Raw genomic sequence first — 19,793 nt, 5'->3', positions numbered from 1 at the left:
GCGTGCGCAGTGTCCGCCAAGCGCGCCGTGTGGCGGCTCTTCGAGCGTTAACCGTGGGTGTGCGCACCCGAAGGCGTGCACAATACCCCCTATGGCTGAGCTCCGGGTGCTATCCCACCGTACATGATCGCGCCGGCTCGCGCGTCAACCCTGACCATGATGTCGCTGCGTCTGTTGCTCCTGCTGCTGATCGCGCTGCTGCCGTCCGCCGCGTCGGCGAGCGGCAGCAACGCGCAGAGCGCGGACGCGCCGCCACGGCCCGTGAGCATTCAACTGCAGTGGCGCCATCAGTGGCAGTTCGCCGGCTTCTACGCGGCATTGGCACAGGGCTACTACCGCGAGGCGGGGCTCGACGTGACCCTGCTGGAAGGCGGTCCGGACATCGATCCGCTGGATGCGGTGCTCGCCGGACGCGCCGACTTCGGCACGGCAGCGGCGGACCCGCTGCTGCTCCGGTATGCGGCAGGCGAGCCCATCAAGCTCCTGGCGAGCTATTTCCAGCGCTCGCCGCTGGTGCTGGTGGTGCACCCGGACCTGGTGCTGCCGGAGCAACTCAACGGCAAGCGCATCATGATGACGCCGGGGCTCATGGACAGCGTCAATTTCCAGATGCTGCTGCGGCGCGCCGGCATCACGCCTTCGGCACTGGACACCTTGCCCTACGAGCCTGGCATCGACGCCTTCGTCCGCGGCGACGTCGACGCCATGGCCGCCTACCGCAGCAACGAGGTCTACCAGCTCTACCGGCGCGGCGTACCCTTCAGCATCATCGATCCGGCGGAGTACGGCGTACCGGTGCCGGACCTGAACCTCTTTGCCGCGGCCGACACCGTCCGCGCCGACCCCGACACCGCCGCCGCGCTCGTGGCAGCCACCAACCGCGGGTGGGCCCATGCTTTGGATCACCCGGACGAGTTGGTGCGGCTCATCCGCGCGCGCTGGAATACCCAGAACAAGAGCGCCGAGCACCTGCGCTTCGAGGCGCACCAGACCCACAGCGCCGTGCTGCCGGAGGTGCATCCCATCGGCCAGCCGGATCGCGGCAGCCTCACGGCTGTCGCCCGGCTGCTGGTGGATGCGGGACGCATCGACGCACCGCCGGACCTCGACGAGCTGCTGTTCACATCCGGGTCTCCATTGGACCTGACGCTCGCGGAGCGGACCTTCCTGCGCGAGCACCCGCGGCTCAGCGTGCGCTATGTGCCCGTCGCGCCCTTCGTCGCCAGGACCTCGGCGGGTCCATCCGGCTATTCGGTAGAGCTGATGGAGCGCATCGCCCGCCGGGCGGGCTTCACGCTGAGCTGGCGCGAGGCCGAGGTCGATCGCATCAGCGAGGAGCTGCGCACGGGCAGTGCGGACCTCGTCGTCAACAGCATCCGCACCCCCGAGCGCGAGCGCTACGTGCTGTTCAGCAAGCAGTCCTACCCGGTACACCTGGTCATCGTTGTGCGCCGCGGGCGCGGCGACCTGGGCTCGCTGGAGGCATTGCGCGGGCATCGGGTCGCGAGCCTCGGCGCCGACGCCGCCGGGGCGTTGCTGAGCCGCTGCTGCAAGGACATTCTCCGCGTGCCGGTGTCCGATTTCACCGAGGCGCTGCACGCCGTCGCCAGCGGCCGTGCGGATGCTGCGGTCATGCCGCGACAGGTGGCGCTGCATCAACTGGCGGCGGAGCGGCTCACGGACCTCGCCGTCGCCGGCGAGCTGAAGCCCCCGGGAATCAAGCTGCCGTTGGAGGCCCACCCCTTCGCGGTGCGCCGCGATCTGCCGGCGCTGCGCAGCATCCTGGACAAGGCGCAGGCGTCGCTGGACCCCGCCGCCCTGATGCGTCTGTGGACGCGCTGGTTCGGTGACAACGACTCGCTGACGTACCTGCGCCCGGGGCCGTTGCTGCCGCTCACCGAGACGCAACGGGATTGGCTGAGCGGGCGCAAGCGGTTGCGGCTGGTCCATGCCGAGATGCCGCCCTACGCGATGACCCGCAATGGCCATGCGACGGGCTATACGGTGGGGCTGATGCGCAACGCCGCCGCGCTGCTCGGGCTTCAGGTCGAATTCACCAGCGCACCCATGGAACAGGCCCTGGCAGCGATACAGGATGGCCATGCGGATGCGGTGCTGAACCTCATGGCGACGCCGGAGCGCCAGCGCTGGCTGCGCCTTGGCGAGCTGTCCGGAAACCTCGAGTTTCGCATCTTCAGCCGCACCGGCGCCCCCGTGCTCGCAACCCTCGACGACCTCTCCGGCCGGCGCTTGGCGCTGTGGCCGGACGGCGCGGCCGACGCGCTGGCAACGGGCATCGAGCCACCGCCGGTGCGCGTGCCCGTGACTGACGCCGAGGCGGCCCTGCGCGCGGTGGCCAGCGGCGATGCGGACGCGGCCGTCATGGAACAGACCCATGCGCGCTACGTGATGGCGCAGAAGGGCATCGCCGACGTCGTCGAAGGCCCCAGCAGCCTTGCCGGCGGTCTGCCCAAACAGCGCGCGAGCTTCTTCGCGGTGCGTGCGGATCAGGCCGTGCTGGGCGAGGTGCTCGATGCGGCCGTCGCCGCGATTCCGCCTGCGGTGCTGCACCGGCTGCACGCGGAATTTCTGGGCGGCGAGGCCGCCGCGGCCGCGACGCCGCCGGTCGCGCTGACGCAGGAGGAGCGGGATTTTCTCGATGCCCATACGGACATCACCTTCGGCGCCGACCCGGACTGGGCACCGCTCACCTACCTGGATGCGCAAGGCGAGCCCGCCGGCATCGACCATGACACCGTCGAGGCCATCAATGCGTTGCTCGGCACCCGTATCCGCCTGGTGGTCGGGGACTGGTCCACGCTGGTGGAGCAGGCGCTGAACCACGAGATCGACGGCCTTACGGCCTCGCTGCCACAACCGGAGCGTGCCGATCGTCTCGCCTTCAGCGATCCCTACACGGAGATGCTGCACACCGTCTACGTGCCCGCCGGCAACCCGCTCGGCATCCACGGCCGGGCTGATCTTGCCGGCCGCCGCGTGGGGTATGGCGCCGGGGTGCTGGTGAACAAGAAGTATCTCGCCGCCATCCCGGGCGTCGAGGCGGTGCCCATTAGCACCGGTGCGGGGGCCATCAACAAGCTGCTGGCGGGCGATCTGGATGCGGTCATCGGCAACGAGATCACCGGCAACTTCCTCGCCCCCGAGGGCGGCGCGCCGTTGACGGAGTCGGCCTACACGCTCGACCACAAGGTGCGGCTCGTGTTCTCCGTGCGCCGGGACTGGCCGCTGCTCCTGAGCGCCATCGACAAGGCCCTGGCGGCGCTGCCGGCCGACCGCCGCGAGTTGATTCGGCAGCACCATCTCGCGGCCTTCCCGCCGTTGCTGCCGGGGCAGGTGCGGCTCAGCTTCGTGGAGCGCGAGTACCTGGCGTCCAAGGGCAACCGGCTGCGGTACTGCTTCAATCAGGTCTGGAGACCATACGACTACCTCGCGGACGGGGAGCACCGCGGCCTGTTCCGCGATTACCTCGAGCTTTTCGCCCACAAGCTCGGCGTCGAGCTCGTCCCCGTTCCGAGTGAGAATTGGACCCAGGCGCAGGCGTTCGTGCGCCAGCGCCGCTGCGATCTGCTGTCCGGTGCCGTGCGCACGGACGAGCGCGAAGCCTATCTCGACTTCACTACGCCCTACTTCAACCTTACACATGTGCTGGTGGCGCCGAGCGAGACGCCGTTCGTGCGTGGCATCGCGGCCCTGCGCGGGGAGGCCATCGCGGTGCCCGAATCCTCTGCCATCGAGTCCGAGCTGCGCCGCCGGGACCCGGACCTGGATCTGGTCCCGGTGGTGTCTCCCGCGGCCATGCGGGAGGCGCTCGCCGCCGGCCGGGTGAGGGCCGCGGTGGCGACCCTGGAAAACGCCGGGCGGATGGTGGACGACAGCGCCGGAGGTCTGCACATCATCGGCCAGCTGGAGAACCGCTATCCGATCTCGGTCGCCACCCGCAGCGACGAGCCGCTGCTGCATCTGGTCATGGAGAAGGCGGTGGCGGCGGTGACGGCCGCGGAGCGCGACGCCATCGAAATGAAGCAGACCAGGTTCACCATCGAGCAGCGCACGGACCTGACCCTGCTGCTGGAGGTGCTGGGGGTGGCTGCCGTGGTCGCCTTGTTGCTGCTCTATCGCCAGCATGAGCTGACCCGCCTGAACCGCGACCTGGTGGCCGCGCGGGATGCGGCACAGGTGGCGGCGGCGGCCAAGAGCCAGTTCCTGGCCAACATGAGCCACGAGATGCGCACGCCCATGAACGCCATCATGGGCATGGCCCGGCTGTGCCTGGACACCGAGCTGGACGCCCGCCAGCGGGGCTGGCTGGAGCGGCTGCACGGCGCCTCGCGCTCGCTGCTCGGTCTCATCAACGACGTACTGGACCTCTCCAGCATCGATGCCGGCGGCATGGTGCTGAAGCATGCCGCCTTCTCGCTGGACGAGGTGTTGGAGAACCTGCAGGGCGTCGCCGAGGTGGAGGCCCGGCAGGCGGAGCTGCTGCTGTGGTTCGACGTGGACCCCGCGGCGCCTTCGCGGCTGGTGGGCGACGCGCTGCGCCTGGAACAGGTGTTGCTCAACTTGACCTTCAACGCCATCAAGTTCACGCCTCGCGGCGAGGTCTGTGTGCGGGTGGAGGTGGTCGGTGCGACGTCCGCCGACTGCCGGCTGCGCTTCTCGGTGACGGACACCGGCATCGGCATCGCGCCGTCCCAGCGTGCCGGCCTGTTCCAGCCGTTCCGGCAGGCCGATGCCTCGTCGACGCGCCGCTTCCAGGGCTCCGGGCTTGGCCTCAGCATCAGCCGGGAGCTGGTGGGCCTGATGGGCGGCGACATCCAGGTGGACAGCGAGCCCGGGCTCGGGAGTTGCTTCAGCTTCATCATCGCACTACAGCGCACCGCCGATGGGTGCCCGGACTGGCACCTGGCCCCGCCGGACGAGCCGGTTGCCGCCCTGATCTGCGATGCGCACGCGGGTCGGGCGGCGGCCCTGGCACGGCAGATCGCCGCCTTCGGGCTGGCCGTGGAAGTGGTGGGGAACGCGCACGCGGCGCTCGAGCGGCTGGCGCCGTCGTCCGCCGGCGATGCGCAGGCGCGTGGTGCCCGCGGCTGGGCGGTGCTGCTGGCGCTGCGCAGCGCGAAGGCTTCGCCCTTGCTGCAGCAGTCATTGTCGGCAGCCGCGGCGCAACAGGGCGTGCCTGTGCTGCGCTTCGCGGGCGACGGGGAGTCGTCGGCATTGTCGCTGCCCGCGTCCCGCGCACGGTTGTATGCGCAAGTGCGCGCCGGATTGCACGGCACCGAGCCGGCGGAGGGAGCAACGGCGGCCAAGGCGCTCGGCGCGGGTGCCTGGCCTGGCCTGCGTGTGCTGCTGGCGGAGGACAATGAGACCAACCGCACGTACGTCCGCTCACTGCTGGAGCGTGCCGGCTGCCGCGTGAGCACGGCGGTGAACGGCCGTGCGGCGGTGCGCCGGGCCGTGGACGAACCCTGCGACGTGATCCTGATGGACGTCCAGATGCCGGAGCTGGATGGTCTCGCGGCTGCACGGATGATCCGCAAGGCCCTCGGCGGCCGCGCGCCGCCCATCATTTCGCTGACGGCGCACGCGCTGCCGGACGATCGGCGGCGCAGCCTTGTCGCGGGAATGACCGCACATCTGGTGAAGCCCGTGTCGCCGGAGGCGCTGCATGCGGCGTTATGCAGCGCTCTGGAGGTTGTGCCGCAGGCGCCGACGGACCGTGATCCGGCCCCCGCGGACACCGACCGGGGCCGGCAGTGGCTCCGATGGCCACGGGCGCGGCGCACGACGGAATCCGCGTCCGCTGACGAGGTGGCGATGTTCGGCGCTGCCGACCTGTCCGGAGCGGCCGGGATTCGGCCGATGGCGGTGGATTTCGCCCTCGGATTGAGCAGGGCCGGCGGGGATGCCAGGCTGTATCGACGCGTGCTCGCATCCTTTCATGCCCAGCACGGCAAGGATCCATCGGCGCTGCGGGCGGCGCTCGGGAGCGCCGATGCCCAGGCCGCTGGGCGCATCGTGCACGGGCTGAAGGGTGTCGCCGGTGTCATCGGGGCGGAACGCTTGCAACGACGGGCGACTGACGCGATGACGGTGCTGCGTGACGCGGGCAACTGGGCCGAGCAGGCACACGCCGTCCTCATCGAATTGGAGGCGGTGCTGAACCTGGTGGATGCGGCTTTGGCCGCTCCTTCGACAGCCTCTGAACCGGAATGTGAGTCCGGCGGGCGTTAGCCTAGATTTGCCTGTTGCACAATGCCGCCCGCGACGCGTGCGGGAGGGTGCGCAGACCGACGGTCCGGATTGAGTATGCCGAGGGCTGACAGGCGCGCCAATGTCAACCTGAGGCCGACATGATGGCAGCGGGTGTTGCCGTAGCCTCAAGAATTTGCTGCCAAAGGTGTCTGCACACGCAGGCTTCCCGCGCCGGCCGCTCCGTCGCCGGCTAGCCTTCTTGCACGGATTCGACACATTGATGGAGTCAGCCCAAAAGGCCGAGATATTGGTGGTCGATGACGACGAGGCCACGCGCCTCTATGTCGCGGGACTGCTGTCACACGAAGGCTACGCGGTGGCCACCGCGGCGTGTGGCGAGGATGCAGTCGCGGCGGCAGCGGCGCGGCCGCCGGACCTGATCCTGCTGGACGTCATGCTGCCTGACGCGGACGGCTATGCGCTCTGCCGCAGACTGCGGCAGGTGAATGCCACCAGCCGGACCCCGGTCATTTTCCTCACCGCCAAGGGCGACGAGCCCGAAATCCTCCGCGGCTTCGAGTCCGGCGGTGTTGACTATATCGTCAAGCCCTTCGCCGTAGCGGTGCTGCTGGCGCGCGTGGCCACCCATGCCACGCTGGCGCGCCTGTCGCGCGGCCTCCACACCGCACTCGACGAGCGCAGCGCGCGGCTGCAGCAGGCCAACCTGCGTCTGCGGGAGCTGAACGTGCAGATGGCCACCGTAGAGGAGCGCCAGCGGCGGCAGTTGGCGCGACAACTGCATGACACCACAATTCAGGACCTGGTGCTGGCGCGCATCCTGCTCGAGGGGACGGCGGACCTGGGCCAGCGCCGCGAGCAACTCCTGAAGCTCGTGGAGGGCTCCATCCGGCAGCTGCGCTCGCTGGTATTCGAGCTGAGCCCGCCGTTGCTCCAACACGGCCTCTGCCCGGCCCTGGCATGGCTGGCGACGAGCATTCGCGAGCAGTGGGGGCTTCAGGTCCGATGCGAGTGTGCGCACGCGCCGCCCCTGCCGGACGTGCTGGCGGTGATGCTGTTTCACGGCGTACGCGAGTTGCTGATCAACGCGGCCAAGCACGCCGAGGCCGAGCGGGCGGAGCTGCGGGTGGACTGTGACGACGACCTGCTGCACATCAGCGTCGCCGACGACGGCCGGGGCTTTCCCCCGTCCTGGCTGACTGAGGGCCAAGCCACGCCGAGCCCGGGCCTTGTCGCGGCGGCTGCCGATGGCAAGCGCGGCGGCTTCGGCCTGTATAGCCTGCGCTCGCGCATCGAGCTTTTCGGCGGTTGTCTGACGCTCCGCAACGGGTCGCGCCGCGGTGCCGAGGTTCGCATCAGCATCCGTGTCGGCGGCAACCCCGCCGACGGCAGCTGCCGCTGAAGGTCGCCCCGCCGCTGATACCAGGCATCTCGCTTGGTAGTGGCTCGCCGTCACGCCGCGCCCGGGAAGCGCCGGTCAATCGTTGCCTGCCTCTCGCCGCATGCGCCGTGGGAAGCTGCTCCTGCCGTCCGGCACGAAGCGCCCGTCGTCCGCCGCGCGCCAGTGCTCCACGACGATGCGCGCGCGGTCCGCATGCAACAGGTTGAAGCCGTTGGCGGCCCCCACCAGCCGGTCGGACACGCTGGTGCCGGCATGGGCCACCACGACACCGTTCACCCGGCCAGCGTAGGGCAAGTGCACATGCCCGCCGAGGGCGAGGTCCAGCCCGGCCCGGGCCAGACGCCGCAACGCTAGCGCCGCGCCTCCCACCAGACCGCGATGCCGGCCGGCGTCGGTCAGCAGCAGCGGGTGGTGCAGCACGAGCACGCGCAGGTCCGCGGGCGCCGACGCCTCCAGGCGCCGTGCCAGGCGCTCCACCTGCGCCTCGTCCAGGCGGCCCCGGGACCAATCCAGGTAGGGGCCGCCCACGCGAACACTGTTTGCCCCCACCACGGTGAAATCCGCACCCTGGAGCACGGGCTCGAAGCCGTCTGGAAAGACCCGCCGCCAGCGCCGCCAGGGCGTCAGCAGCCGGCGCGGGGTAACGCCCGGGATGTCGTGATTGCCGGGCACTACCAGCACCGGCGGCGGCAGGGCATCGACGAAGCGGCGCGCGGCGGCGAGTTCGCGGCGGCGGGCGCGCTGGGTGAGGTCGCCGCTGATGGCCACCAGGTCCGGCGCCAGGTGCCGGGCCTGCGCCAGCAACGCCGCCACCAAGTCTGGCCGCTCGCGGCCGAAGTGCAGGTCGGATAGGTGCAGGATGCGGGGCATGGCTGTGTGGCACGGCCGGCGCGGCGCTCAGTCAGGTACCGGCGCCAGCACGGGCAGGGCACCGGGCAGCACATCGAACGCCAGCGGCGCCCGCAGGGGCTCGTGCTCGCCGTCCAGCAGCGCCGTGGTGCGCGCGGGGCGCATGGTCTCGATGCGCAGGCGCCGGCATACGCAGTGGAACACCCTGGGCTCGTCCGGCCAGGTCCCGCTGAGGAGGGTCAGCGCCAGCCGCGGCAGGTCGTAGAGGGGGCCTTCGCGCACGCCATAGACGCCGAAACTTCCGGCGTCCAGGGATGCTCGCGGCGGGTAGAGACCGGCCCGGGGCTCGAGCGGGTTGTTGGTCACCATCAGCGCGCGGGTGGTGAGCATCATCGGCTCGTCGTCGATGTGCAGCCGGATGCGATGGAACGGATAGCGCTTGAGCACCCAGTAGGCCTTGCGCAACAGCTGCGGCAGCATGTGCCGGGCGCCGAGTCCGCGGGCCGCCTCGCGCGCCCGGGCGAGGTCGGTGGACATGCCGAACATTGCGGCACAAAGGAAGATCGCGCCGTTGCAGCGGGCCACATCGATGTGCCGGACGCGGGCCTCTGCCAGCGCGTCGATGGCCTGCTCCGGCGCCGCCGGCAGCGTGAGGTCGCGTGCCAGCAGATTGGCCGTGCCCGCGGGTACAATGCCGAGCGGCACGTCCCGGCCGAGCAGGAGCTGCGCCACCGTGCGCACGGTGCCATCGCCGCCGAGCACGTAGACCCGGTCCGCGCCGGCGTCCAGGTTCTGCATCAACTCGCTGCGCGTCCGTGCGTCCGTCGCCACCTCCGGGAAGGGGAGGGTGACGGCGTTGCGCCCGCCGCGCTGGATGCTCTCGGTGAGTTGCCGCAGCAGTGTCTCACCGCGCTCCAGGGCGGCACCGGAGCGGGTGTTGCCGATGACGACGGCGGTGGCGGTCATTGGCGGCGTCCGCGGGGTCAGGGCACCGGCCTAAACGCGCGTGTGACGAGCAGCGTGGGCGGGGGCCGGGGAAACAGATACTTGGCTGCTTGCCGCGGAGACAGCGCCGTGGCATGGCCGTCGATTCGCTGCGAGAGGTGATTGATGCATATGGTCGAAGTGAGCGGCTTCTTTAGTCTTCTGCTGCTGATCCTGGTGGTGTACGCCATCGTCAAGACGGTGCAGAGCGATGCGGGCACCATGGGCAAGGTCATCTGGGTGGTGCTGCTGCTGATGCTGCCGGTACTCGGCTTCATTCTCTGGCTGTTATTCGGGCCGAAAGGCTAAGCGATCACGTGGGAGCGCCGTCCCCGGCGCGATCGCGCGCGGAATCGCGCCGGGGACGGCGCTCCCACGACGGCGCTCCCACGACGGCGCTCCCACGACGGCGCTTCCGCGACAGCCGTCGGCCGTCGGCCCCCGGCCCTTCCTCAGTACATGTGCTGCCCCCCGTTCACCGACAACGTCGCGCCGGTGATGAAGCTGGCCTCGTCCGCGACCAGGAACACGACGGCGCGGGCGATGTCCTCCGGCTTGCCGAGGCGACCGACCGGGATACGCTTGATGATCTTCTCCAGCACCTCCGGTGGCACCGCGCGCACCATATCCGTGTCCACGTAGCCGGGGGCCACCGCGTTCACCGTGATGCCCTTGGCGGCGCCTTCCTGGGCCAGGGCCTTGGTGAAGCCGTGGATGCCGGACTTGGCGGCAGCGTAGTTCACCTGCCCGTACTGGCCGGCCTGGCCGTTGATGGAGCCGATGTTGACGATGCGCCCGAAGGCGCGCTCGCGCATGCCCTCGATCACCGCGCGCGAGCAGTTGAAGCAGGAGCCCAGGTTGGTATCGATGACCGCCTGCCACTGGTCATGGCCCATCTTGTGCATGGTGCCGTCGCGGGTGATGCCGGCGTTGTTCACCAGCACCTCGATGGGGCCCAGGTCCTGCTCGACTGCCTTGACGCCGGCGGCAACGGCGTCGAAATCGGCGACATCGAACTTGTAGGCCGGGATGCCGGTGCGTGCCGTGAAATCTTCCGCCGCCTGGTAATTGCCGCCGTAGTTGGCAGCGACGTTGTAGCCCGCGTCTTTCAGTGCCACGCAGATGGCCTCGCCGATGCCGCGGGTGCCGCCGGTGACCAGTGCTGTTCTCGCCATGATGTCCTCGCTTATTGGTGGTCGGTGGTACGGGGAAAGTGATGTTGACGCGCGCCCGCTCTTGCGGGTCTTGGAAAAATACTGCCCCGGTGGGCCAGGGTGTTGAAATCCGGCGCCGGCCGGAACGCACGATTGGTCCGTCTCCGCTACAGAATGGCTGAAAATGCGGTGAGCTAGATATCGGGATCGAAATCGCGATCGAAATTGACGGCGATCCCGGGCGCGATCCCGGTCCCGATTTCAGTCCCGATTTCGGTCTCGGTCTCTACGGCTGCGCAGGGGCGGATGGTAACGCAGCCCCCTGCGGGATGGCAGCGGAGCCCGTACCGAGCACGGCGGCCGCGCGAGGGAGCGGGCACCGCGTGCGGATTCGGTACACTAGGCGCATGGGCACCCGCATCGGCCGGTGCCCGGACAACACCAACAACATCCGCCACGCGGCTGGTCCACGGGCCCGCCAACGGCGGCCATAGCACCAAAGGCAACCGTACCGCCGCCGTCGCACGAGCCGGCGGCACAACGGCTTTCGGAGGACTCGGCCGTATGCTGAGCAAAGAGCGTATCACCGCCATTGTCACGACCCTGTTCGTCTGGAGCCTCGCCGGCGCCCTGTTCGGCGGGCTCTTCATCGGGCTGTACGAGGTCCTTCAGGTGCTTGGCCTGCACGGCTGGCAACCGGTCGTGGTGGCCGCGGTGTCGGCTGCCATGACCACGGCGGCCTTCTATAGCGCCATGCCGGTGGCGCTGATGGGCGCCATGTCGGGTGTGCTGGCCTCCATCGGCTATCTCATCGTCGCCGGCCCCAAGCTGGATGTGCGCATCATCGCCGTGGTGGCGGCAGGTCTGGGCGTGCTGGGCGGTGCCTTCGTGGCCTGGACCTCGCCGTCGGGTGCGCGACCGCTGGCGGAGACCCTCACCGGGATGCTCGCGGGCCTCGGCGCCGGGATCATCCTGGTGGTGGTGCTGGCGCTGTTCCCGCAGCCGGTGGGCAGCTTCGTCCTGGCCGCTGGTATCGTTGCCTTGGTGGGCTCGCTGTTTCAGCTCAACGAGCACTGGATCGTGAAGACCTGCCACGGCTGGCTGCCAGCCACCGTGGCCGCGCCGCTGGTCGCCGCGATGGTGGCCGCCGTGGTGGGTGCAAGCATGTGGATGGTGGCGGGTACCACCGCCGCGGCGCTGGACCTGGAGACCAAGCTCGCCGTTGACCGGGTGCTGGCAGAGGTGCCCTCGGGCTTCCTCGGCGGGCTGCTGGGGGGGGCCGTCACCGGTATCGTGCTGGAGATCCTTGGCTTCCGGCTCGAGGAGCACGAGACGGTCTGAGCGCTGCCGCGGGCGCGGCGAGCGTGCCCGGCGCTCGTTGCACCAGCATCGGGCGGTATGCTCGTCATCACGCTGCCGAAGCTGACCAAGACCTCGAGGAAGCGGGTCGAAATCGACTGACGGCCAGCGGCCGGCGCCGCCGGCCGGCGGCGTCGGCTGACGTCCGCGGTGCCGCGGTGTTCTAATCCGCTCTCGTTTCTACGACGACTTGGTGCGATCGGTCGCGCGCAGCAGGTAGTCCGCGGCGGCGCCGAGGCTCGTGAGCTGCGGGTAGTCCAGCTCCGGGATGTCGACGCCGAGGCGCTTGTGCAGCGCGGTGATCCAGTTCAGGAAGTCCATGGAGTCGAGGTCGAATTCCTCACGCAGATCGGCATCGATGGGAATGGTCTCGTCGGCCAGGTCGGGGGCCACGTTGGTGAGCTCCTCCCGCACGATGGCCGTCATCTCGTCGCGTGTCATGTGGCTTGTCATAGGGTGTCGGGGTCCTGAAGGCGCTGCGCCAGCCGGGCCAGGAACAGCGCGCCGCGGTGGCCGTCGCTGTGGCGGTGGTCGGCGGCGAGGGTCGCGCTGACGACGGTGCGGACCACCACGGCATCGTCAATGATCCAGGGCCGCGCCCGCGGCGTGCCGAAGCCGACGATGGCCACCTGCGGCGGGTAGATGATGGCGTAGAGGCGGTCGACGCCGCGCTCGCCGAGACTGGAGACGGTGATGGTCGGGTCCGCCAGCTCGGAGGCGCGCAGCCCGCCGCCGCGCACGCGGCCCACCAGGTCGCGCAGGTGGGCCATCAGCGCGTCGAGGTCGAGCCGGTCGGCGTCGTGGATGGCGGGTGCCACCAGCCCGCCGCCGCGGATGGCCGTGGCGGCGCCCACGTGGATGGCCGCGGACGGCTCGAAGCGGCCGTCGCGGTCGAAGCCGTTCAGCTCCGGAAACCGGCGCAGGGTCAGGGCCACGGCCTTGATGAAGAGCGCACCCATCAGCAGGCGCCGGTCCGGCGGCAGGTCTGCGTTGCGGCGGGCGAGCCAGTCGGTGGCTGTGGTCAGGTCGATGTCCTCGGCCAGGTAGTAGTGTGGGATCTCGCGCTTGGAGCGGGTCATGGCCGCGGCGATGGCCTGGCGCATGGCGGCGAGGTCGAGTCCGGCGCGCGGGGGCGGGCGCTCCGGCGCGGATGGCGGCTGCTCAGCGTGGCGGGGTGCGGCGGCTTGCACGTCGGCGAGAACGATGGCGCCGTCGGGGCCGGTGCCGGTGAGCCGCGCGAGGTCGATGCCTTCGGCTTCGGCCAGCCGGCGTGCGGCGGGGGAGGCGCGTTGGCGGGTCGGGGTCGGCTCGGGCGCCGCGCGAGCCGGTTGCGGCTGGTCCGGTGCTGGCGGCGCGGGGCTACCGGCTGCACGCTCGTCGTCCTCGATCTCGGTTCCGGCTTCCCGGCCGGAACGCCGAGGCGCTTTCGTCTCGGCCGCGCCAATGGGTTCGAGCTCCGCCATCGGCGTGCCCACCGGCACCTTGTCGCCGATGTTGATCAGCGGCTTGCCCATCACCGCATCCTGGAACACCTCGACCTCGATGGCGCCCTTCTGCGTCTCCACCACGGCGATGGTGTCACCCTTGGCGAGCTTTTCACCCGGCTGCCTGGCCCATTCGATGAGGGTGCCGGCCTCCATGTCGGAGCCCAGCGAGGGCATGCGGTAGACGTCGCTCATCGTCCCGAGCTCATCGTCCCGAGCTCATCGTCCCAGCGCCGCCCTGGCCGCGGCGACGATGTCCCGCACCTGAGGCAAGGCTTCGTCCTCCAGGTGCTTGGGGTAGGGGATGGGCACCTCGGCGCTACAGACCCGACCCACCGGTGCGTCCAGCTCCCAGAACGCCTGCTCCATGATGCGGGCGCTCACCTCGCCGGCGAGGCTGCCGGTGCACCAGCCCTCATCGATGATGACGGCGCGGTGGCTCTTGCGCACCGATGCCATGACGGTGGCGTCGTCCAGCGGGCGCAGGCAGCGCAGATCGATCACCTCCGCGGCGATGCCGTCGGCGGCGAGCTCCTCCGCGGCGTCCAGCGTCTTGAACAGGCAGCCACCGTAGGTGATCAGGCTCAGGTCGGTACCCGCGCGGCGCACCGCGGCGCCGGTGATGGGCACGGGGCCGGCGTCGGCGGTCAGCTCGCCCTCGCGGTTGTAGAGCATCACGTGCTCAAACAGGATCACCGGGTCCGGGTCTTCCAGCGCGCTCCAGAGCATGCCGCGGGCGTCCTCCAGCGTCGCCGGCGCGATGACCTTGATGCCCGGGACGTGTCCGTACCAGCCCTCCAGGCTGTGCGAGTGCTGGGCGGCGAGCTGCTTGCCGGCGCCGCTCGCCATGCGGATCACCAGCGGCACGTGGAACTGCCCGCCGGACATGTGGCGGATGGTGGCGGCGTTGTTGACGATCTGGTCCAGCGCCAGCAGGCTGAAGTTGACCGTCATGATCTCGACGATGGGCCGCATGCCGCCCATGGCGGCGCCGATGCCGGCGCCGGTAAAGCCGCATTCCGACAGCGGCGTGTCGCGGATGCGCTCCGGGCCGTACTGGTCGTAGAGGCCCTTGCTGACGGCGTAGCAGCCGCCATAGCGGCCGACGTCCTCGCCCATCAGAAACACGCGCCGGTCGCGGTCCAGCGCGTCGCAGATGGCCGCGCGCACCGCCTCGCGGTAGGTGGTGCGAATGGTCTCGGTGCTCATGCGGCCTGCCTCCTCACCGGTCTTCCGTGTAGACGTCGCGCGCCAGGTCCGCCACCGGCTCCCAGGTACCGGCCTCGGCGAAGGCGATGGCGGCGTCGAGCTCCGCGTCGATCTCGGCCTCGATGCGCCCGGTCTCGTCCATGCTCAGGATGCCCGCCTCCTCCAGCCAGTGGCGGAAGCGCAGCAGCGGACACTTTTTCTTCCAGGCTTCCACCTCAGCCTTGTCGCGGTAGAGCTGGGCGTCGAACATGGAATGGGCCCGGAAGCGGTAGCTGCGGCACTCCAGGAAGCGCGGCCCGCCACCGGCGCGGATCTCGGCCACGGCCGCGTGGGCGGCGGCCTCGATGGCGATCACGTCCATGCCGTCCAGCGCCATGGCCGGGATGCGATAGCAGGCCGCCTTGCGGGAGATGTCGGTCTCGGACTCGGAGCGGGCCAGCGCGGTGCCCATGGCGTAGAGGTTGTTCTCGCACACGAAGAGCACCGGCAGTTGCCAGAGCTCGGCCAGGTTGAGGCTCTCGTGGAAGGCGCCCTCGGCGGCGGCGCCCTCGCCGAAGAAGCAGGCGGTGACCCGCGCGTGGCCCTGCATCTTGTCCGCCAGCGCCAGCCCCACGGCCAGCGGCATGCCGCCGCCGACGATGGCGTTGCCGCCGTAGAAGCGCCGCTCGGCGTCGAACACGTGCATGGAGCCGCCGCGACCGCGGCTCACGCCCTCGCGCTTGCCGTACATCTCGGCCATGAGCGTGTCCATGGCGATGCCACGGGCGAGCGCGTGGCCGTGCTCGCGGTAGGTGGCCACCACGGCGTCCTCGGGCTTCAGTGCCTGCATGACGCCGACCGCGATGGCCTCCTCGCCGGAGTAGAGGTGCAGGAAGCCGCGGATTTTTTCCTCGGTATAGAGCTCGGCGCAGCGCTCCTCGAAGCTGCGAATGCGCAGCATCTGCCGCAGCAGGTGCAGGGCGTGCGCGCGGTTGAAGTGCGGCTTGGCGGCGGTGCTCACGTGGTACTCGGACGGCGGCTCGCTCATCGCTCGTCGCTCTCCAGCGTGGAGATGTCGCCCTCGGGCAGGCCCAGCTCCCGCGCCCGCAGCAGCCGGCGCATGATCTTGCCGCTGCGGGTCTTGGGCAGGTTGGCGCGGAAGTCGATCTCGCGCGGGGCGACGGCCGGGCCCAGGCGCTTGCGGGCGTGCGCGAGCAGGGAGCGGCGCAGGGACTCGTCTGCCGCGAAGCCGGGCCGCAGCGCCACCAGGGCCTTGACGATCTCGCCGGCGGTGGGCTCCGGGATGCCGATGGCGGCGGCCTCGGCGACTGCGTCGTGCTCCATCAGCGCGCTCTCCACCTCGAAGGGGCCGATGAGGTGGCCGGCGGACTTGATCATGTCGTCGGCGCGGCCGAGGAACCAGAAGTATCCGTCCGCATCGCGCCGCGCGAGGTCGCCGCTCAGGTACCAGCCGCCGGCGAAGCACTTGGCGTAACGCTCGGGCTCGTTGATGTAGCCGCGGAACATGGAGGGCCAGCCGGGGCGGAGCGCCAACTGGCCGGGCGTGTCGGGCTTGTCGATGACCGTGACCTCGCCGGTGGCGGGGTCGCGCTCGACGATGGCCGCCTCGATGCCCGGCAGCGGGCGGCCCATGGAGCCGGGCTTGATGGGCAGGCTGCGACAGTTGGCGATCATGATGCCGCCGGTCTCGGTCTGCCACCAGTTGTCGTGGAAGGCGAGGCCGATGACATCGCAGCTCCAGACCACGGCCTCCGGGTTCAGCGGCTCGCCGACGCTGGCGAGGAAGCGCAGGTGGCTGAGGTCCGTGTCCTGGACGATGCCGGGGTGCTCCTGGTCCGCGATCTTCATCAGCATGCGGATGGCCGTCGGCGCCGTGTACCAGACCGTCACCTGCTGGCACTCCAGGATCATGAGCCAGCGCGCCGGGTCCATCTCGGCCTCGTCCACCACCATGGTGGCGCCCAGCACCAGCGGCGCGATGATGCCGTAGCTGGTGCCGGTGACCCAACCGGGGTCCGCCGTGCACCAGTAGATGTCGTCCTGGTGCAGGTCCAGCGCCAGCAGGCCGGTGAGGCGGTGCACCACCACCGCCTCATGCACGTGCACGGCGCCCTTGGGCAGGCCGGTGGTGCCGCTGGTGAAGTGAAGCAGCGCCATGTCTTCCGGCTTGGTGTCGGCGAGGCCGCCGCTGTCCGGGCACTCCGCCAGCGCCTCGGCGAGCGAGAGCGTGCCGGCGGGCAGATCGTCGCCGGCGGCATCGGTCAGCAGCACGTGCGCGAGCCCCGGCAGCGAGTCGCGCCAGGGCGCCACCTTGCGTCGGTACAGGGAAGCGGAGGTCACCAGCACCCGCGCGTCGCCGATCTCCATACGCGAGCGCACCGGCTCGGGGCCGAAGGCCGAGAACAGCGGCGAGAACACCCGCCCGGCCTTGAGCGTGCCGAGCGCCGCCGTGTAGAGCTCCGGCACCCGCCCCAGCAGGCTGAAGACGCGCTCGCCGCGGGCCACGCCGAGGCGCTCCAGCAGGTGTGCGAAGCGGCTCGTGAGCGCGGCCAGCTCCCGATAGGTGATGTCCCGGTGGGTCAGGTCCTTGGCCAGCCAGCGGATTGCGACCTTGTCCGCCAGGCCGTCGGTGAGGTGCCGGTCAACGGCCTCGAAGGCGATATTGAGCCCGCCACCGGGCAGCCCCGCCAGCGCCGCGCGCGCCGCCTCCCACGAGAAGCCCCCGCACGCCGCCGCATAATCGGCCAGGTTGGGCGGCGGCCAGTCCGAGTGATCGGTCTTGTGCATGGTCTCCCAGGCCAATTCTGCGCTCCCCGCAAGCCGGGGACGCGGGTGCGTCCCCATCTGTTTCAACCTAGGCGAGGGGAGGCGGGGCGTCTACGGGACTTACCCCGATTTCGATGTGCAGCGTCGGGGCGGTCGCGTGCGCAAATCGGGGTAAACTTTGGACAGTTATAAAATTTGGAGTCGAAGCATGGCTAGAATCTCGCGCTCCGTCGGGCGTGGTGGCCGTAATCTGGACGCCGATGTCCGCAGTTCGGTGCTCAGCCGCGCGCGAGGCGCGCGCCCGCCTCGAGGCGGCGCGCGGCCTCCAGCAGCGGGTGCCAACTGCGCTCGCTCGGTGCCCGGCAACTGGAGGCGACGGCCGCCTCGCCGGTCATCGGGCGCGCGATGAGGAAGCCCTGGACCGCATCGACGCCGGCGCGTACCGCGGCATGCAGCTGCGGCTGGCTCTCGACGCCCTCCAGGACCAACTGCAGCCCGGCGGTGCGGGCCAGGGTCGTGACCGCCTCGAGAAAGGCGAGGTCTTCGGCGCTCGGGGAGGCGTCCGGCGGCGGCAGAAAGCTCCTGTCCAGCTTGACCACGTCTGCCGGCAGACGCCGCAGCGTCGACAGCGACGAGTAGCCGACGCCGAAGTCGTCCACCGCCACGAGCACGCCGAGTGCCCGCGCCGCGGCGATGGCATCGAGCGCCTCGCGGTCCGCGAGCACGCTCTCGGTGACCTCCACGCACAGACGCTCCGGTGCGAGGCCGGCAGCCTCGAGCTTGGCGGCGAGGTCGTCGGCGAAGCCCTTGCGCGCGAGCTGTAGCGGCGAGACGTTGACCGATAGATAGACGTCCTGCTCCTCGGGCGAGGCGGCGGGCGGCGCATCGACGGCGTGGCGCAGCGCGGCATCCATGACGAGGTCGCCGACGGTGTAGATGAGCCCGCAGTGCTCGGCGATGGGGATGAAGATGTCGGGCGGCACGTTGCCGAGGGTCGGATGGTTCCAACGCGCCAGCGCCTCCCAACACCGCAGCTTGCCGTCGGCGACACTGACGATGGGCTGCAGCGCGATGTGGAACTGCTCGCGCGACATGCGCAACGCCGCATCCATCTCCTGCTCCAGCATCAGCTGGCGCTCGGACTCCGCCTGCACCGATTGGGCAAGATCGGACACGCGGTTGCCGCCCTGCTGCTTGGCACGGCGCATGGCGGCCTCGGCCGCGGACAGCAGTCCAGTCGGGTCATGGTGCAGGGCGAGGCTATCGGCCACGCCGATGCTCGCATAGAGCTGGAGCTTGCGCCGAGCGGTCTCGAACGGCTGCGCGAAGACGCCGAAGACGCGCGTGGCGAGGTCGCTCGCCGTCGAGCCGTCGGAGGTCAGGATCACGAATTCGTCCGCACCGAGCCGGACAAGCAGTTCGCCCGGTGCGGCGGCGAGGCGCAGGCGGTTGGCGACCTGCACCAGCAGCGCGTCGCCGGCGGCATAGCCGAGCGACTCGTTGATCTTGCGGAAGCGGTCGATGTTGAGGAATACCAGCACCGTCCGCGGCCGGTCGGGCATCGCGGCGAGGGCGCTCAAGTGCTCCTCCACCGCGGAGCGATTGCCGAGGCCCGTGAGCGGGTCGGTGTCGCGCAGGTGCATGAGGAGGTTGGCCTCGCTGCGGCGAGCCAGCGCCTCCTCGACGGCCCGGCGCAGGTCGCGGGCGGCGTCGATGTCGGTCTCGGTCCAGGCGGCGGACTGGCCGTGGACCTCTTCCTTCCAGGCGGCGAAGGATTCCCGGGGCTGCAGCCGGCCGCTGGCGTCGTCCGCGATGGGCTTGGCCGGATTGCCGGCCCAATGGACCGTCCGGCTCAGCTCGTTGCGGAGCCAGACCACCGAGCCCCCGCCGCAGCAGGGGATCGGCAACAGCAGCGCGCCGGCAAATCCTTCCAGGGACTCCGGCCGCTGGTCCATCGCCGCCGCGAGCGTCTGCGTCGCCGCGACATCGTCCGCACCGAGTGCGCCGACTGCGCTCGAAATGGCGCGAAAGGTGCCCGCCGCCGGCGTGCGGCCGATGGTGATGCAGCGATCGTCGAGGGTGATCACGGCGCCGTCGGCGGGCACCAGCTTCAGCAACTCGCCGCTTGCCGCGGCCAGGGCCTCGGCGAGGCTCAAACCGTGTTCGCCCAGGCGCGACGCGATGGCCCCAAGCGCGCGCTGGCGGCGCAGCCGGTCCTCCGCCAACGCACGCTCGCTCAACGAGCCGAGCATGACCGACATGACCTGTCCGATCAGGTCCAACACCGCGCGCAGCTCCGCACCCACCTGGCGCGGGCTGCTGTGGTGACAGACCAGCATGCCCCAGAGTCGCCCG

Annotated in this window: 13 protein-coding genes; 4 read left to right on the top strand and 9 right to left on the bottom strand. The window is 70.3% G+C overall.

What is annotated here, in order from left to right; all coding sequences use genetic code 11:
* Positions 1-156 precede the first annotated feature (156 nt).
* Both LJE69_RS16545 and LJE69_RS16540 read left to right on the top strand, forming a co-directional pair.
* A complete protein-coding gene (locus LJE69_RS16545; protein WP_296927126.1) occupies positions 157-6,252 on the top strand; it encodes a transporter substrate-binding domain-containing protein in 6,096 nt (2,031 codons plus the stop codon).
* Between the two features lie 241 nt (positions 6,253-6,493).
* Positions 6,494-7,633, top strand: a complete 1,140-nt coding sequence (locus LJE69_RS16540; RefSeq protein ID WP_296927125.1) for a response regulator — start codon at positions 6,494-6,496, stop codon at positions 7,631-7,633.
* Positions 7,634-7,708: 75 nt separating this feature from the next.
* Here the strand turns inward: LJE69_RS16540 and LJE69_RS16535 are convergent, their stop codons facing one another.
* Positions 7,709-8,503 carry a metallophosphoesterase gene (locus tag LJE69_RS16535; protein ID WP_296927124.1) on the bottom strand — a complete coding sequence of 265 codons (795 nt, stop codon included), beginning with the start codon at positions 8,501-8,503 and terminating at the stop codon, positions 7,709-7,711.
* 27 nt (positions 8,504-8,530) lie between these two features.
* Positions 8,531-9,448, bottom strand: a complete 918-nt coding sequence (locus tag LJE69_RS16530) for a diacylglycerol kinase family protein (RefSeq protein ID WP_296927123.1) — start codon at positions 9,446-9,448, stop codon at positions 8,531-8,533.
* A gap of 150 nt (positions 9,449-9,598) precedes the next feature.
* Here LJE69_RS16530 and LJE69_RS16525 point away from each other — a divergent pair, with 150 nt between their 5' ends.
* Entirely contained in the window at positions 9,599-9,775 is a 177-nt protein-coding gene (locus tag LJE69_RS16525) for a PLDc N-terminal domain-containing protein (RefSeq protein ID WP_296927162.1), read from the top strand.
* Between the two features lie 143 nt (positions 9,776-9,918).
* Here LJE69_RS16525 and phbB read toward each other — a convergent pair whose 3' ends face one another.
* Entirely contained in the window at positions 9,919-10,641 is a 723-nt protein-coding gene (gene phbB, locus LJE69_RS16520; protein WP_296927122.1) for an acetoacetyl-CoA reductase, read from the bottom strand.
* A gap of 543 nt (positions 10,642-11,184) precedes the next feature.
* Here phbB and LJE69_RS16515 point away from each other — a divergent pair.
* Positions 11,185-11,961, top strand: a complete 777-nt coding sequence (locus LJE69_RS16515) for a spermidine synthase (RefSeq protein WP_296927121.1) — start codon at positions 11,185-11,187, stop codon at positions 11,959-11,961.
* A gap of 198 nt (positions 11,962-12,159) precedes the next feature.
* Here the strand turns inward: LJE69_RS16515 and LJE69_RS16510 are convergent, their stop codons facing one another.
* The 6 genes from LJE69_RS16510 to LJE69_RS16485 all read right to left on the bottom strand — a co-directional run.
* Positions 12,160-12,420 carry an acyl carrier protein gene (locus LJE69_RS16510; protein WP_296927120.1) on the bottom strand — a complete coding sequence of 87 codons (261 nt, stop codon included), beginning with the start codon at positions 12,418-12,420 and terminating at the stop codon, positions 12,160-12,162.
* Between the two features lie 8 nt (positions 12,421-12,428).
* Positions 12,429-13,658 (bottom strand): dihydrolipoamide acetyltransferase family protein, encoded by a 1,230-nt coding sequence (locus LJE69_RS16505; protein ID WP_296927119.1) that lies wholly within the window; start codon positions 13,656-13,658, stop codon positions 12,429-12,431.
* Positions 13,659-13,682: 24 nt separating this feature from the next.
* On the bottom strand, positions 13,683-14,672 hold the full coding sequence (locus LJE69_RS16500; RefSeq protein WP_296927118.1) for an alpha-ketoacid dehydrogenase subunit beta: 990 nt from the start codon (positions 14,670-14,672) through the stop codon (positions 13,683-13,685).
* 13 nt (positions 14,673-14,685) lie between these two features.
* A complete protein-coding gene (gene pdhA, locus LJE69_RS16495) occupies positions 14,686-15,699 on the bottom strand; it encodes a pyruvate dehydrogenase (acetyl-transferring) E1 component subunit alpha (RefSeq protein WP_296927117.1) in 1,014 nt (337 codons plus the stop codon).
* Positions 15,696-17,459 (bottom strand): acetate--CoA ligase, encoded by a 1,764-nt coding sequence (gene acsA / locus LJE69_RS16490; protein ID WP_296927116.1) that lies wholly within the window; start codon positions 17,457-17,459, stop codon positions 15,696-15,698. The genes pdhA and acsA overlap by 4 nt, the downstream gene beginning before the upstream one ends.
* A gap of 257 nt (positions 17,460-17,716) precedes the next feature.
* Positions 17,717-19,793: EAL domain-containing protein (locus LJE69_RS16485; RefSeq protein ID WP_296927115.1), on the bottom strand; the 2,077-nt coding region annotated here is incomplete at its 5' end.

The sequence above is a fragment of the Thiohalocapsa sp. genome (assembly GCF_022340605.1).
Taxonomy (GTDB): domain Bacteria; phylum Pseudomonadota; class Gammaproteobacteria; order Chromatiales; family Chromatiaceae; genus Thiohalocapsa.
Note: the sequence above shows the minus strand (reverse complement) of the source record. Positions and strands in the feature narration are given on the sequence as shown.

Bases quoted from the DNA above. Each gene is read 5' to 3' on its own strand.
- LJE69_RS16545 (WP_296927126.1), top strand. From the start codon at position 157: ATGATGTCGCTGCGTCTGTTGCTCCTGCTGCTGATCGCGCTGCTGCCG.
- LJE69_RS16540 (WP_296927125.1), top strand. From the start codon at position 6,494: ATGGAGTCAGCCCAAAAGGCCGAGATATTGGTGGTCGATGACGACGAG.
- LJE69_RS16535 (WP_296927124.1), bottom strand. From the start codon at position 8,503: ATGCCCCGCATCCTGCACCTATCCGACCTGCACTTCGGCCGCGAGCGG.
- LJE69_RS16530 (WP_296927123.1), bottom strand. From the start codon at position 9,448: ATGACCGCCACCGCCGTCGTCATCGGCAACACCCGCTCCGGTGCCGCC.
- LJE69_RS16525 (WP_296927162.1), top strand. From the start codon at position 9,599: ATGGTCGAAGTGAGCGGCTTCTTTAGTCTTCTGCTGCTGATCCTGGTG.
- phbB (WP_296927122.1), bottom strand. From the start codon at position 10,641: ATGGCGAGAACAGCACTGGTCACCGGCGGCACCCGCGGCATCGGCGAG.
- LJE69_RS16515 (WP_296927121.1), top strand. From the start codon at position 11,185: ATGCTGAGCAAAGAGCGTATCACCGCCATTGTCACGACCCTGTTCGTC.
- LJE69_RS16510 (WP_296927120.1), bottom strand. From the start codon at position 12,420: ATGACACGCGACGAGATGACGGCCATCGTGCGGGAGGAGCTCACCAAC.
- LJE69_RS16505 (WP_296927119.1), bottom strand. From the start codon at position 13,658: ATGAGCGACGTCTACCGCATGCCCTCGCTGGGCTCCGACATGGAGGCC.
- LJE69_RS16500 (WP_296927118.1), bottom strand. From the start codon at position 14,672: ATGAGCACCGAGACCATTCGCACCACCTACCGCGAGGCGGTGCGCGCG.
- pdhA (WP_296927117.1), bottom strand. From the start codon at position 15,699: ATGAGCGAGCCGCCGTCCGAGTACCACGTGAGCACCGCCGCCAAGCCG.
- acsA (WP_296927116.1), bottom strand. From the start codon at position 17,459: ATGCACAAGACCGATCACTCGGACTGGCCGCCGCCCAACCTGGCCGAT.